Genomic DNA, 13,890 nt, shown 5'->3' on the forward strand with positions numbered 1-13,890 from the left:
TGACGTGTCACGCCGACGCGAACTGCGTACGGTACAGCTCCGCGTACCTGCCGCCCGCGGCGAGAAGTGCCGCGTGATCGCCGCGCTCGACGATCCGTCCGTGCTCGACGACGGCGATCACGTCCGCCGCGCGGATCGTCGACAGGCGGTGAGCGATGACCAGGGACGTCCTGCCCGTCAGCGCTTCGCTGAGCGCCTCGCCGACGGCGGCCTCGGACGTCGAGTCGAGATGAGCGGTCGCCTCGTCGAGAATCACGACGGCGGGCCTCGCCAACAGCAGTCGGGCGATCGTCAGCCGTTGACGTTCACCGCCCGACAGGCGGTATCCGCGTTCGCCGACCACGGTGTCGAGGCCGTTCGGCAGCTCCCGGACCAGATCGTCGAGCCGCGCGCGGCGCAGGACGTCCCACAGGTCGTCGTCGGACGCATCGGGCCGCGCCAGTGCGAGGTTGGCGCGCACCGTGTCGTGGAACAGGTGGCCGTCCTGGGTGACGAGCCCGACCGTCCGATGCACCGACGCGGCCGACAGGTCTCGGACATCGACGCCGTTGAGCCGCACGGCGCCGGCGTCGACGTCGTAGAGGCGGGTCGCGAGCGACGCGATCGTCGACTTGCCCGCACCGGAACTGCCGACGAGCGCGACCATGGATCCCGCGGGGACGTCGAGATCGACGCCGTGCAGCACCTCGGAACCGTCGCGGGGATCGAGCTGGGCGACTTCCTCCAACGACGCGAGCGACACCTTGTCGGCGGCCGGATACGTGAACGACACCGCGTCGAATCGGACGGACACCCCCGAATCCACGTCGGGCACGGCCACGGCGTCGGGGCGGTCGGCGATCAGCGGCGTCAGGTCGAGGACCTCGAAGACGCGCTCGAAGCTGACGAGGGCGCTCATCACCTCGACTCGGGCATTGGCGAGCGCCGTGAGCGGTGCGTACATCCTGGTCAGCAGCAACGCCAGGGACACGACGGCTCCGGCTGACAACTGGTCGCGGACGGCGAGCCAGCCGCCGAGACCGTAGACGAGCGCCAGCGCGAGAGACGACACGAGCATCAGCGCGGTGAAGAAGTACGACTGCAGCATCGCCTGCCGGACGCCGATGTCGCGGACGGCGTCGGCCCGACTCGCGAACTCGGACGACTCCCGGTCCGGTCGCCCGAACAACTTCACCAAGGTCGCGCCCGGTGCGGAGAAACGTTCCGTCATCTGCGTCGACATGCGTGCGTTGTGGTCGGCGCTCTCGCGGGCCAGGCCTGCCATGCGCCTGCCCATCCGGCGTGCCGGGAGCACGAACACAGGTAGGAGCGCCAGGGCGAGCAACGTGATCTGCCAGCTGATCGCGACCATCACGCCCAGGGTCAACAGCAGGGTGACGAAGTTCGAGACCACACCGGACAGCGTGTCGCTGAACGCGCGCTGCGCACCGATCACGTCGTTGTTGAGGCGACTCACCAGTGCACCGGTCCGCGTGCGGGTGAAGAACGCGACGGGCATCTTCTGGACGTGGTCGAACACGGCTCGCCTCAGGTCGAAGATCAGCCCTTCGCCGATGGTGGACGACAGCCACCGGATCGCGATTCCGGTCGCGGCCTCGACCACGGCGATCACCGCGATGAGGACGGCCAGGCCGACGATGCCGCCCGCCTGCGACGAGTCGCCGTCGGTGATCAAATCGATGACCCGTCCCGCCAGCAGCGGCGTCGCGACCGTCAACGCCGCGGTCACCGTGGACAGCAGAAGAAAGACGACGATCCGACTGCGGTGCGGCCTCGCGAAGCCCGCGATCCGGCGCAGCGTGGCACGTCGATCCGCCTTGGACCGCGCGTCGGGGGTGTGCATGGACTTGTACATGACGTCCCACGCCACGGATTCCATGCTCATCGTGATGCCTGCATTCGTGTCATGCGAGTCAGTTCACAACATCAAGCGCACTTGATGTCAAACGGTGGAGTCAGCGCCCGGCGGTCGGCTTCGTGCTCGACGGCTTCGGCGCGGCCTTCTTGGGCGACGTTCGGGGCGCGGGCGCGGGCGGAAGACAGATGACGCCGAGGCACTGCTGGGTCTGCTTCGGCTTGGGTGCGCTCGACGGCGGTGCGGGCTTCGACGTGGACGGCGTCGACGACGGCTTGTCGTCCTTCTTGTCCTTCTTCTTCTTGGTGTCCTTCGGCGGGGTCACCATGTCGGGGATGGGAGTCGTCGGCATGACGCCCGCCGCGTACGCCGCGGCCCAGCCGAGGACGTTCTCGGCGTACGAGACGGAATGGTTGTACCGCATCACATTCGCGACCTTGTTGGGCGCGGCCATGAAGTCGGTGACACCCGCGCACAGGTAGCGGCCAGCACTGAGTGTCGCGTCGAAGATGTTGTCGGGGTCGGCCTTGCCGTCTCCGTTGGCGTCGGTGCCCCAGGCCTTCCACGTGCTGGGGATGAACTGCATCGGGCCCATCGCGCGGTCGTGGCCGCGGTCGCCGTCGAGTGATCCGCCGTCGGAGTCGGTGACAACCTCGTTGCCCGCGAGGGTCCCGTCGAGGACGGGGCCGCGGACCTTGCTGAGGGAGTCGCCGTAGATGTTGACGTTGCCGTTGCCCGCGTGACCGGATTCGATGCGGCCGATCCCCGCGAGCAGGAACCAGGGCAGCTTGCACTGCGGGGTCTCGGCGGCCACTCGGGTCGCGGCCAGCTTGTACGCCTTCAAGACGATGCCGGGGATGCCGAGCGGTCCGGACGGGAGGCCCGCGGCGATGCGGAACTGGGCGGCCGCGTCGTCTTCCTTGTCGGCCGGGTCGGCGGGCGGGGCGAACCCGATCAGGCCGCGGTCGGCCGCGGGCACTGCCTGGCCGGCGTCGTCCGCCGCGATCGCGGTGGTGTCCGACGACAGGATGGACGGGCCGATGTCGACGGGGCCGGACGCCGACACACCGCCGGGCGAACCGGCGCTGACGCCGCTCAGGAGTACCGCGCCTACGGCGACCGCGCCGACGCCGACGGACAGCCCGCGACGCGGAACGTGTGCGCCGTCAGGCTTGCTCCGAAGCAAACTCATCCCCAAGTCCCCACCGTCGAGTGTCGTTGCCGTCGAATCGACCGATCATGTGGCATGATCGTCGCCCACGACTGTGAGTCAGCATACAGGGATGTCAGTCGTGTGCGGCATCCGATGCGTGCAAACGGTCGGCATCCTTGGCGTCCCGCATCTTCACCGCGATCCGATCGGCGATCTCGTCGACGAGGTCGTCCAGTTCGCGCCGCAGGTAGTCGCGGGTGACGGTGTCGCCGACGGCCAGGCGCACCGCGGCCAGCTCGCGTGCCAGGAACTCGGTGTCGTCCTTGGTCTGCGCGGCTCGACGACGGTCCTCGTCGAGCGAGATCCGGTCCCGATTCTCCTGCCGGTTCTGAGCGAGCAGGATCAACGGCGCGGCGTAGGCGGCTTGGGTCGAGAACGCGAGATTGAGCAGGATGAAGGGATACGGGTCCCATTCGAAGGCGAAGACGCCGATGTTCAGGAGAATCCAGACGACCACGATCACCGTCTGAATCAGCAGGTAGCGACCGGTGCCGAGGAACCGTGCCACCCGCTCGGCGTAGACGCCGACGACGTCCGAGTCGAGGTTGAACCGGAAGGTCGTCCGCGTTTCGGCGGGAGTGTCGAGGTGGCGTGGGCTCATCGGACCTGCCCTTCGGGATCGTTCTCACGCCAGTCGGCGGGCAGCAGCGCGTCGAGGATGTCGTCGACGGCGACCGCGCCCAACAGGTGGGACGCGTCGTCGACGACGGGCGCGCACACCAGGTCGTACGACGCGAAGAACCGGGTCATGGTCTCCAGCGAGTCGTCCGGGTGCAGGCGGGGCATCTCGGTGTCGAGGATGCCGCCGACCAGGTTCGCCGGAGGTTCGCGTAGCAGGCGTTGTGTGTGGACACAGCCGAGGAACTTCCCGGTCGGCGTGTTGGTCGGCGGTCGGACGACGAACACCATGCTCGCCGCCGCCGAGTTGATGTCGGGGTCGCGCACGCGGGCCAACGCCTCCGAGACGGTCGCGTTCGCGGTCAGGATGAGCGGCTCCGGCGTCATCATGCCGCCCGCGGTGTCGGGGGAGTGCTGCAGCAGGCGGCGGACCGGCGCCGACTCCTCCGGGTCCATCTGCGAGAGCAGCGCCTCCGCTTCGGACGCGGGCAGATCGGCGACGAGGTCGGCGACGTCGTCGGGGTCCATCGCTTCGAGGACGTCGCCGGCGCGTTCGGGTTTGAGGCTGGCGAGCACCTCGCTCTGGTCTTCGGACGACATCTCCTGGAGGACGTCGGCGAGTCGTTCGTTGTCCAGTGCCGCCGCGATCTCGTTGCGTCGCTTGTCGGGCAGCTCGCGCAGGGCGTTGGCGACGTCGGCGGGCCTCATCTTCTCGAACTGGATGAGGGCACGCTCGACGCCCTGACCCGGGCGCGTCAACTCGAGCCGCGTCATGCCGACGATGTGCCGCCAGTCGATCACCGCGGTGTCGCCGCGTCTGCGGAAGCCCTTGCGCATCGACCGGACCGCGACCCGCGACACCATCCAGTCGCGGTTGCGGTTGCGTTCGATGCCGATGTCGATGACGGTCAGATCGACCCCGTGCAGGTCGGGGTGGTCGGGGTCGTCGGTGCGGACCCGGCTGTCGAGGACCTGGCCGATGGCGAGTGCCTCGTTGGGGCGCATGCTGAGCTTGCGGAGGTTGACGTGCCCGGTGGTCAGTGTCACCGCATCGGGTTCGATGCTGGTGACGCGGAGCATGGGCACGAAGATCCGTCTGCGTGTCGTGAGTTCCACCGCCAGGCCCAATGCGCGCGGCTGCTGGCCGGGCAGGTGCATCGAGATGACGACGTCGCGCACGCGGCCGATCGATTCACCGTCCGGACCGAGGACTGCGAGGCCGACTAGTCTGGCAACGAAGACCTTCTGGGGGTGCGTCATGCTCCTAAGCCTAGAAGGATCTGCGTACCCGCACATTCGAGGAGGACCCACATGAGCGGCCCGATGCGTCAGACGCCCGGATTGCCGACTCCCCCGAAGGGGTGGCCGGTCGGTTCGTACGACACCTACGAGCAGGCGCAGCGCGCCGTCGACTACCTCTCCGACAACGAGTTCCAGGTGGAGAACCTGACGATCGTCGGGGTGGACCTCATGCAGGTCGAACGCGTCCTCGGCCGCCTGACCTGGGGCAAGGTCGTCACCGGCGGACTCGTGTCCGGCGCCTGGCTCGGCTTGTTCTTCGGGGCGCTCGTCGGATTCTTCTCGCAGGGAGACGGCTGGACGCCGATCCTGTTCGGCGTGATCGCAGGCATGGTGTTCGGCCTGATCTCGGCGTCGATCCCGTACGCCGCGAGCCGTGGTCAACGCGATTTCACGTCGACCATGCAACTCGTCGCCGGACGATACGACGTCCTGTGCGACCCGAAGAAGGCCGAGCAGGCGCGCGACATGCTCGCCCGACTCGCCCTGTAGGACACATCGGGCAACGGCGCGCCGCCCGATGTGCGATGTGTCACTACCCCGTGCGATACCCTAAGGCGCACATCGGCTTTCAAAGCTGATTCTCAGGTGCGCGCACCTCGTGGTGTCACGAGGAGGTAGGAGGGTTTGCGGGACATGCGACCAGAGGAATCCTCCGGCGTCCGATTCGGTGGTTCGCCGCCGCGTCGTCGGCGTCGGATGCGAACCACGATGGGGGTCGCCGTCGTCGCGGCCGCCGCAGCGGTCATACCGCTGCTCGCCTCGTGCGGGTCGAGCTACGAGGCGGGTGTCATCAACATCTACGCGCCCAAGGACGGCTTCGACCAGATCACCACTGTCGCCGCGACGTGCACGGCGGCCTCGGGCGGCGAGTACCGCATCGCGACGCATCAGCTTCCGAAGGAAGCCGACATGCAGCGCCTGCAGCTCGCCCGGCGTCTCACCGGCAACGACGCGGCCCTCGACCTGATGGCGATGGACGTCGTGTGGACCGCGGAGTTCGCCGATGCGGGCTGGGCGGTCCCGGTGCCGGACTCCATGACGCAGGAGATCCGCGACCGCAACCTCGCGGGCCCGCTCGCCACCGCGGAGTGGAAGGGCAAGTCGGACAGTGCGAAGAGGCTGTACGCGCTTCCCATCTGGGCCAACACTCAGCTCCTCTGGTACCGGCCGGACGTCATGAAGGACACGTTCGGGGCCAAGCGCAAGCCGCCGACCACCTGGCAGGGCATGCTCGACGACGCCGCGAAGATCGGCGACGACGGCGGGCCGACGCAGATCGTCCTGCAGGCCAAGCAGTACGAAGGTCTGATGGTCTGGTTCAACTCGCTCGTCCAGTCGGCTGGCGGACAGATCCTCGACCCGAACGATCCGATGAAGGTCACTCTCACCGACACCCCCGAGCATCGGGCCGCGACGGTCAAGGCGCTGACCACGATGCGCGACGTCGCGACGGCCAAGGGACACGACCCGTCCATCTCGAACTCCGACGAGGGCTCGGCGCGCACCGCGATGGAGGCAGGCGACGCCGCGTTCGAGATCAACTGGCCGTTCGTCTTCGCGGGCATCCGCGAGAACGGCTCCAAGGGCGAGGCGAAGATCATGGGCGACACGCTCACCCAGTTCGCCGACGTCGTCGCCGGTGTTGCGGACAATCCGACCGATCCCGCGATCGCCGAGGTCAACGACGTGGTCCGCAAGCGCTTCGACTTCGCCGCGTTCCCCGGCATCGAGCGGGGCCTGCAGGCCAAGGCGACGCCGGGAGGCTTGAACATCGCCGTCGCGTCGACGTCCAAGCAGCAGGCGCTGGCGTTCAAGGCGGCCGACTGCCTCACCTCGCTGGACGCTCAGAAGGTCTATGCGATCCAGGGCGGCACGCCGCCGACGGTCTCCGCGCTGTACGACGATCCGGATTTCAAGATCGCCTACCCGATGGGCGACCTGATCCGCGAGCAGCTCGGCGACGGTGCGGCACCGCGCCCGGCCACCCCGCGGTATCAGGACATGTCGACGGCGATCACCACGACGCTGAGCCCGGTGGACGGCGGGTGGGATCCCGAGCGCAAGGCCGATGAGCTGGCCCAGGTCGCGCAGGCGGCCATCGATGGAAAGGGGATTGTCCCGTGACCGGCGACGACGATGCTCACGACCCGAACGCGGGCGGTTTGACGCCGCACGGTGACGGGCCGGACATGACCCCGGGTCGCCATGCGCGCCCCGCCGACCGTGCGCCCGAACGCGCCGTCGAGCAGACCGGACCCATCCCGACGATCCACTCCGATGCGTGGGTCGCTCCGGGGGAGCAGGCTCCCGAGACGGAGAGCACGCACACGGTGACACCGCCGCCGCGCGATCACGCCGCCGACGCCCGAGCCAGGGAGCTCCCGCCGCTCGAGGTCAGGGACTCCGGCGGCTCATACGGCTACACGACTCCGGTCGCCCGACAACCCGAGCCGGAGCCGGAGCCCGCAGTCCGGGCACCCGACGTCGTCGAGCCGCCTGTGGTCGACGACGCCGCGCAGAGCAGGCCGGTAGACGTGCAGAAGGGTGTGTGGGCTCCCGCGCCGGAGCGTCATCCCGCCCCGGCGGCCGCGGGATCGTCGATGTCGATGTCCGACATCCTCGACGAGAACCCCGCTCCCGCGGCGGCCGTCGCGACGGCCGCCCCCCAAGCGAAGCCGTCGAGGAAGTCGACCGCCCGTCGTTCGTCCGAACGTCGGCTCGCACTGCTGCTCGCCGGTCCCGCGGCCCTGGTGATGATCGCGGTCACCGGCTACCCGATCGTGTACTCGATGTGGCTGTCGTTGACGTCGTCCAACCTGCGCGAACCGGGCAACGACCGATTCGTCGGCCTGGACAACTATCGGACGGTCCTGAGCAGCGACTACTGGTGGACGTCCCTGTGGGTGACTCTGTACATCACTGTCGTCTCGGTGATCATCGAACTGGTCCTCGGCATGGCGATCGCTCTGGTGATGCACCGGGCGCTCTTCGGCCGCGGACTGGTCCGCACCGTCGTCCTGATCCCGTACGGCATCGTGACGGTGGCGGCCGCGATCTCGTGGAAGTACGCGTGGACGCCGCAGACCGGCTACCTGGTCGACCTGCTGCCGGACGGATCAACACCGCTCACGCAGCAGTGGTCGGCGCTGTCGGTGATCATCCTCGCCGAGGTGTGGAAGACGACGCCGTTCATGGCGCTGCTGCTCCTCGCGGGCCTCGCGCTCGTCCCCGACGATCTGCTCAAGGCCGCCCAGATGGACGGCGCGGGGGCGTGGACCAGGCTGCGGAAGATCATCCTGCCGATGATGAAGCCCGCGATCCTCGTCGCATTGCTGTTCCGCACGCTCGACGCGTTCCGCGTGTTCGACAACATCTACGTGCTGACCTCGGGCAATCACGACACCGGCTCGGTGTCGATGCTCGGCTACAACAATCTGTTCAAAGCGTTCAACCTCGGCATCGGGTCGGCGATCAGCGTGCTGATCTTCCTGTGTGTCGCGTTGATCGCCGTGGTGTTCATCAAGGGATTCGGCGCCGCCGCGCCGGGCTCCGACGACGAGGGGAGGTAGTGCGAGAATGAATGCTCTCAATCGTCGCCGCGCCGGATGGCTGATCGCCAACACGCTGGTGGTGCTGTACGCGGTGATTCCGCTGTGGTGGATCATCAGTCTGTCGTTCAAGAGCCCCGGCACCGTCACCGACGGCAAGTTCATCCCGAGCAGTTTCACGCTGGAGAACTACCGGAACCTGTTCGCCGACGGCGTCTTCACCGACATCCTGTGGGCGTCCGTCGGCATCGCGGTCCTCCTGGTCGTGATCGGGGTGTTCCGTTGGCTCGCCACACACGCCGAGAAGACGGCGAACCCCTCGCTCGCGCTGACCGCGCGGATCGCGACCATCGTCGTGACCGTCGTCATCGTGATCGTGCTCGTCGCCTTCATCCTCGTCCCGCTGGCGGACGGCGGTGAGTTCGGCAGACCGCTGCTCAACTCGATCGGCATCGGCCTCATCGCCACGCTGGTCGCCGTCGTCCTCGGCACGATGGCCGCCTACGCCATCGCCCGCCTCGAGTTCCCCGGCAAGAAACTGCTGGTGGGCGCGGCGCTGCTGATCGCGATGTTCCCGCAGATCTCGCTGGTCACACCGCTGTTCAACATCGAACGCAGCATCGGCCTGTTCGACACCTGGCTCGGCCTGATCCTGCCGTACGTGGCGTTCGCGCTGCCGTTGGCGATCTACATCCTGTCGGCGTTCTTCCGCGAGATCCCGTGGGAACTCGAGAAGGCGGCGCAGATGGACGGTGCGAGCCCGGGACAGGCGTTCCGACGGGTGATTCTGCCGCTCGCCAGCCCCGGCGTCGTCACCGCCGCGATCCTCGTGTTCGTCTTCGCATGGAACGACCTTCTCCTCGCACTGTCGTTGACGACCACCGACCGCGCGCAGACCGCGCCGGTCGCGATCGCCAACTTCACCGGCGTGAGCCAGTTCGAGGAGCCGACGGGCGCCATCTCGGCGGCCGCGGTCGTCATCACCATTCCGATCATCATCTTCGTGCTCTTCTTCCAACGTCGTATCGTGGCCGGTCTCACCTCCGGCGCCGTGAAGGGATAACCCATGGCCGACATCGTTCTCTCGAATGTTTCCAAGCAGTACCCGGACGGTTCGATGGCCGTGCACGGCATCGACCTGCAGATCGCCGACGGCGAGTTCATCATCCTGGTGGGCCCGTCCGGCTGTGGCAAGTCGACGACGCTCAACATGATCGCCGGACTCGAGGACATCACCGGCGGTGATCTCTTCATCGGCGGGCAGCGCGTCAACGAGACGGCGCCCAAGGACCGCGATATCGCGATGGTGTTCCAGAGCTACGCCCTGTACCCGCACATGACGGTGCGCCAGAACATCGCGTTCCCGCTCACCCTGTCGAAGGCACCGAAGGACGAGATCGAGGCGAAGGTCGCCGAGGCCGCCCGCATCCTCGATCTCACCGAGTACCTGGACCGCAAGCCGGCGAACCTCTCGGGCGGCCAACGGCAGCGTGTCGCGATGGGCCGTGCGATCGTCCGCTCGCCGAAGGCGTTCCTGATGGACGAGCCGCTGTCGAACCTCGACGCCAAGCTGCGCGTGCAGATGCGTACGGAGATCGCGGCGCTGCAGGCGCGTCTGGGCACGACGACCGTGTATGTGACGCACGATCAGACGGAGGCGATGACCCTCGGCGACCGCGTCGTGGTGATGAGCAACGGTCACGTCCAGCAGGTCGGAGCCCCGCAGGAGCTGTACGACCACCCGAGGAACCTGTTCGTCGCGGGTTTCATCGGGTCGCCCGCGATGAACTTCATCCCCGGTCGACTCAGCGGCACCGGTGCGGACACCGCGATCGGGCGGATCGAGCTTCCGGATCACGCCGAGGTCACCGCGCGCGCCCGCCAGGCGGGGAGCAACGGGGAAGTGCTGCTCGGCATCCGCCCGGAGCATCTCGTCGACGCGCAGCTCACGCATCCGGCGGAGCTGGCGAACTTCCTCCCGTTCGACATCACCGTCGACCTGGTGGAGTCGATGGGCTCGGACAAGTACGTGTACTTCAGCCTCAACTCGCCCGATTCGGCGAACGCAGTGCTGTCCCGTCTGGCCGAGGACCTGGGGTCGACGACGGCAGGCGGGCAGAAGGTCGCCCGTCTCGCGCCGTACACGCAGGCGGTCAGGGGAGGCCCGCTGCGCCTCGCCCTCAACATCGAGCGCGTGCACATCTTCGATACGGCCAGCGGCGTCGCCCTGCGCTGACCGGCCTCACCCCACCCGTGGAACACTGGTGGGGTGAGTTCGTCTTCGGGGTCGGTCGCCGACCGGGTGGTCGCGCATGTGTCGGACAGTGTCGGATCCGAGCCGCAGAAGGCGTCGGTGACGTTCCTCGGCGTGGAGCCGGTCGACGTGCTGAGGTTCGTCGTCGACGATGAGCTGGTGTTCGCGACGGTCGGGTGCTCGCGGCATCCGATGCACGATCCGAACGACTTCGCGCCCGACCCGGTCCGTGGTCCGCGTGCCGAGGTCACGGTCCGGATGAAGGCGGTGTCGGCGTTGCCTGGGCTGCACAAGTCGCTCGCGATGCTGGCGGCGGCCCCGGCCGTCGAAGGTCTGATCCTGGCAGAGGACTCCCTCGTCGACCTGCAGGAACCGTTGTGGGCCGGTGCGATCTGCTCGGCTTTCCTGCTGGCCGCCGACACCGACGTCGCCGACCTTCCGCTCGACGAGCCAGCCGAACCGGTCCGTTTCCTCCGCGCGGTGCCGATCACCGCGAACGAGGCCGCATGGGTCCGGCTGAAGGGCGCCGCCGCTCTCCGCGAGGCGTGGACCGAGGCGGGCGTCGACATCGCCGACCCCACCCGCTCCGCCGTCACTCCCTCCTGAACTCCCGACCCTGCTCATGGGGCCGCCCTCATGGTGATTGAGCCGGGCGTAGCGGAGCGGAGTCCGTGTCGAAATCCGGTGAGGTCCGCTGGGTCGGTGGACGTGCCTGTGGACAACGTGCTGGTCAGATCCGAGATGTCGGTGGATGCTGTCGGAATGGCCGGGTATCTGTACATGCTGGAATGCGCTGACGGATCGTTCTATGTCGGGAGCACTCGCAATATGTTTGAACGTCTCCGACAGCACCGCGCGGGCAAGGGGGCCGCGTACACGAGTCGACGTCTCCCCGTCCGCCTCGTGTACGTGGCGGAGTTCCCGACGGTCGACGAGGCGTTCGCGCGTGAGAAGCAGGTCCAGGGGTGGGGACGAGCGAAGCGAATCGCTCTCGCTCGCGGCGACTTCGACCTGCTGCACGCCCTGTCCACCCGCGGTCGTCGAGTGTCCGACGACGATCCCGACGACGCCACGTTTCCGTCGATCACACTGTTCGACGACTGAGCGCTGGTCGAGACCCGGCCCGGGTGCGGCTGATTTCGACTCGTCTCCTCGGCTGCGCCTCGTCGACGGCTCAATCACCATGAGGTCGGCTGCGCCTCGTCGGCCGCTCAATCACCATGTGGGGCGGCTTTATGGTGATTGAGCCGTTCCGGAGCGATAGCGGAGGGGCGTGTCGAAATCCGGTGAGATGCGCTGGGTCAGAGCCAGTGGTTCTTGCGGAGGACGCGCCAGAGGAGGATGCAGACGCTGATGATGAAGATGAGGACGATCGGGTACGAGTACTCGTAGTGCAGTTCGGGCATGAAGTCGAAGTTCATGCCGTAGATGCCGGCGACGGCGGTCGGCACGGCGGCGATGGCGGCCCACGACGAGATCTTGCGCATGTCGCTGTTCTGTTGGATGCCGACCTTCGTCGCGGCGGCGTTCAGCAGTGCGGTGAGACGTTCGTCGTACTCCGCGATGAGGTCGGTCGCCGTCGTGAGGTGGTCGGCGACGTCCCGGAAGTGGCGACGGATCTCCTTCTCGTTGGACGACAGGTTCGTGTCCTCGAAACGGATCGGCGACACGTCGAGCGTGTTCTTGTTCCCCGACAGCCGTGCCAGCGGCATGCCGAGCGGATAGACGGCGCGCCGCAGCTCGAGGATCTCCCGCTTGAACAGGTAGACGACATTGATGTCGAGGGCGTTCGACGACGAGAACACACCCTCCTCGATCTCGTCGACGTCCGACTCCATCTCCGACACCACGTCCAGGTAGCTGTCGACGACGCGGTCGGCGACGGCGTGCACGACGGCCGCGGGGCCCAGCGCGAGGTGGTCGGGGCGTTCCTGGAGGCGGTGTCGGACGCCGGTGAGGTGCGTGTGTTCGCCGTGTCGGACCGTGATGACGAAGTCGCGGCCCGCGAGCACCATGATCTCGCCGGACTCCACGATGTCGTTGGCGACGGCCACCGACTCGTGCTCCACATAGCTGATCGTCCGGAGCACGAGGAACACGGTGTCGTCGTACAGTTCCAGCTTGGGCCGCTGGTGCGCGTGGACGGCGTCCTCGACCATCAGCGGGTGGAGGCCGAACGCGTCGGCGACGTCGTTCATCTGCCGCTCGTCGGGTTCGTGGAGGCCGAGCCAGACGAAACCCTCCCCGGCGGACCGGACCTCGGCGAGGGCGCGCCGGAAGTCGAGGGGACAGTTCTGCCTGATCCCGTCGATGTACACTGCGCAGTCGACGACGGCCCGTGCTGCGGGCACGGGCGGGGTGGTGGGGGCGGTTCGTCCGGGTCCACGGCTTCCGGGCTGCAGCATGCGGGGCATCGACGGCACCGAGCCATGTTACCGCCGGTGAGAGCGCCGCGCGGTCTACACTCAGACAGTGTTCGATGTCGCTGTCTACACCACCACCGCGATCACTCTGATCGTCATCATGGACCCGCCCGGCCAGGTGCCGGTGTTCCTGTCTCTCGTGGGTCGCCGTTCGCCGGAGGTCCGTCGGCGCGCCGCCTGGCAGGCGCCCTTGGTCTCCCTGTTCGTCATCTCGCTGTTCGCGATCGGCGGCCGGGCCGTCCTGTCGTACCTGCACATCGGGATCCCCGCGCTGCAGGGCGCGGGCGGACTCCTGCTGCTGATGGTGGCGCTGCAGTTGCTGACCGGAACGGGGGAGCCGCCGACGGGCAAGGCCGCGGACGATGTGAACGTCGCGCTCGTGCCGCTGGGGACTCCGCTCCTCGCCGGTCCGGGGGCGATCGCGGCCGTCATCGTCGCGGTCAGCCAGGCAGACGGGGAAGCGGGAGCCTACCTCGCGATCGCCGCGGCCATCGTCACGGCGCACGCCGTCGTCTGCCTCGCGCTCCTGTACTCGACCACCCTGATCCGGATCCTCAAGGTCAGTGGCATCACGCTGCTGGCGAAGATCGCCGGTCTGCTGCTGGCCGCGATCGCCGTCCAGCTGATCGCCACATCGGTGATCGGATTCGCCGCCACGGCGTGAACGTCGGCTAACG

Annotated in this window: 13 protein-coding genes; 8 read left to right on the top strand and 5 right to left on the bottom strand. The window is 67.8% G+C overall.

The window, feature by feature from the left end; translation table 11 throughout:
* Positions 1-7: 7 nt before the first annotated feature.
* The 4 genes from GYB83_RS12515 to GYB83_RS12530 form a co-directional block, all read right to left on the bottom strand.
* Positions 8-1,885 carry an ABC transporter ATP-binding protein gene (locus tag GYB83_RS12515; protein WP_161895842.1) on the bottom strand — a complete coding sequence of 626 codons (1,878 nt, stop codon included), beginning with the start codon at positions 1,883-1,885 and terminating at the stop codon, positions 8-10.
* A gap of 70 nt (positions 1,886-1,955) precedes the next feature.
* On the bottom strand, positions 1,956-3,047 hold the full coding sequence (locus tag GYB83_RS12520; protein WP_161895843.1) for a lytic transglycosylase domain-containing protein: 1,092 nt from the start codon (positions 3,045-3,047) through the stop codon (positions 1,956-1,958).
* Between the two features lie 94 nt (positions 3,048-3,141).
* A complete protein-coding gene (locus tag GYB83_RS12525; RefSeq protein WP_161895844.1) occupies positions 3,142-3,669 on the bottom strand; it encodes a DUF1003 domain-containing protein in 528 nt (175 codons plus the stop codon).
* The gene (locus GYB83_RS12530) at positions 3,666-4,946 is read right to left on the bottom strand and encodes a magnesium transporter MgtE N-terminal domain-containing protein (RefSeq protein ID WP_161895845.1); all 1,281 of its coding nucleotides are present in this window, start codon (positions 4,944-4,946) and stop codon (positions 3,666-3,668) included. Before GYB83_RS12530 ends, GYB83_RS12525 begins: the two co-directional genes overlap by 4 nt.
* Positions 4,947-4,997: 51 nt before the next feature.
* Between GYB83_RS12530 and GYB83_RS12535 the strand changes: the two genes are divergently transcribed.
* From GYB83_RS12535 to GYB83_RS12570, 7 genes are all read left to right on the top strand, one after another.
* Positions 4,998-5,477 (top strand): YflT domain-containing protein, encoded by a 480-nt coding sequence (locus GYB83_RS12535; RefSeq protein ID WP_186349776.1) that lies wholly within the window; start codon positions 4,998-5,000, stop codon positions 5,475-5,477.
* Between the two features lie 219 nt (positions 5,478-5,696).
* Positions 5,697-7,112, top strand: a complete 1,416-nt coding sequence (locus tag GYB83_RS12540) for an extracellular solute-binding protein (protein ID WP_161897490.1) — start codon at positions 5,697-5,699, stop codon at positions 7,110-7,112.
* Complete coding sequence (locus GYB83_RS12545) at positions 7,109-8,557, top strand: carbohydrate ABC transporter permease (protein WP_161895846.1); 1,449 nt, start codon at positions 7,109-7,111, stop codon at positions 8,555-8,557. The genes GYB83_RS12540 and GYB83_RS12545 overlap by 4 nt, the downstream gene beginning before the upstream one ends.
* A gap of 7 nt (positions 8,558-8,564) precedes the next feature.
* Positions 8,565-9,599, top strand: a complete 1,035-nt coding sequence (locus GYB83_RS12555; protein ID WP_371865060.1) for a carbohydrate ABC transporter permease — start codon at positions 8,565-8,567, stop codon at positions 9,597-9,599.
* A gap of 3 nt (positions 9,600-9,602) precedes the next feature.
* Positions 9,603-10,772: an ABC transporter ATP-binding protein gene (locus GYB83_RS12560; protein WP_161895847.1), complete on the top strand. Its 1,170-nt coding sequence runs from the start codon at positions 9,603-9,605 to the stop codon at positions 10,770-10,772.
* A 33-nt stretch (positions 10,773-10,805) separates the two neighbouring features.
* Complete coding sequence (locus GYB83_RS12565) at positions 10,806-11,396, top strand: suppressor of fused domain protein (RefSeq protein WP_228461445.1); 591 nt, start codon at positions 10,806-10,808, stop codon at positions 11,394-11,396.
* A 174-nt stretch (positions 11,397-11,570) separates the two neighbouring features.
* A complete protein-coding gene (locus tag GYB83_RS12570) occupies positions 11,571-11,894 on the top strand; it encodes a GIY-YIG nuclease family protein (protein WP_308469730.1) in 324 nt (107 codons plus the stop codon).
* Between the two features lie 197 nt (positions 11,895-12,091).
* Here GYB83_RS12570 and GYB83_RS12575 read toward each other — a convergent pair whose 3' ends face one another.
* Positions 12,092-13,204 (bottom strand): magnesium and cobalt transport protein CorA, encoded by a 1,113-nt coding sequence (locus GYB83_RS12575; protein ID WP_161897494.1) that lies wholly within the window; start codon positions 13,202-13,204, stop codon positions 12,092-12,094.
* A gap of 58 nt (positions 13,205-13,262) precedes the next feature.
* Here GYB83_RS12575 and GYB83_RS12580 point away from each other — a divergent pair, with 58 nt between their 5' ends.
* The gene (locus tag GYB83_RS12580; RefSeq protein ID WP_161895848.1) at positions 13,263-13,877 is read left to right on the top strand and encodes a MarC family protein; all 615 of its coding nucleotides are present in this window, start codon (positions 13,263-13,265) and stop codon (positions 13,875-13,877) included.
* Positions 13,878-13,890: the final 13 nt, after the last annotated feature.

The sequence above is a fragment of the Gordonia spumicola genome (assembly GCF_009932475.1).
Lineage (GTDB): Bacteria > Actinomycetota > Actinomycetes > Mycobacteriales > Mycobacteriaceae > Gordonia > Gordonia spumicola.

Bases quoted from the DNA above. Each gene is read 5' to 3' on its own strand.
- GYB83_RS12575 (WP_161897494.1), bottom strand. From the start codon at position 13,204: ATGCCCCGCATGCTGCAGCCCGGAAGCCGTGGACCCGGACGAACCGCC.
- GYB83_RS12535 (WP_186349776.1), top strand. From the start codon at position 4,998: ATGAGCGGCCCGATGCGTCAGACGCCCGGATTGCCGACTCCCCCGAAG.
- GYB83_RS12530 (WP_161895845.1), bottom strand. From the start codon at position 4,946: ATGACGCACCCCCAGAAGGTCTTCGTTGCCAGACTAGTCGGCCTCGCA.
- GYB83_RS12570 (WP_308469730.1), top strand. From the start codon at position 11,571: ATGCTGGAATGCGCTGACGGATCGTTCTATGTCGGGAGCACTCGCAAT.
- GYB83_RS12515 (WP_161895842.1), bottom strand. From the start codon at position 1,885: ATGAGCATGGAATCCGTGGCGTGGGACGTCATGTACAAGTCCATGCAC.
- GYB83_RS12525 (WP_161895844.1), bottom strand. From the start codon at position 3,669: ATGAGCCCACGCCACCTCGACACTCCCGCCGAAACGCGGACGACCTTC.
- GYB83_RS12555 (WP_371865060.1), top strand. From the start codon at position 8,565: ATGAATGCTCTCAATCGTCGCCGCGCCGGATGGCTGATCGCCAACACG.
- GYB83_RS12520 (WP_161895843.1), bottom strand. From the start codon at position 3,047: ATGAGTTTGCTTCGGAGCAAGCCTGACGGCGCACACGTTCCGCGTCGC.
- GYB83_RS12560 (WP_161895847.1), top strand. From the start codon at position 9,603: ATGGCCGACATCGTTCTCTCGAATGTTTCCAAGCAGTACCCGGACGGT.
- GYB83_RS12540 (WP_161897490.1), top strand. From the start codon at position 5,697: ATGGGGGTCGCCGTCGTCGCGGCCGCCGCAGCGGTCATACCGCTGCTC.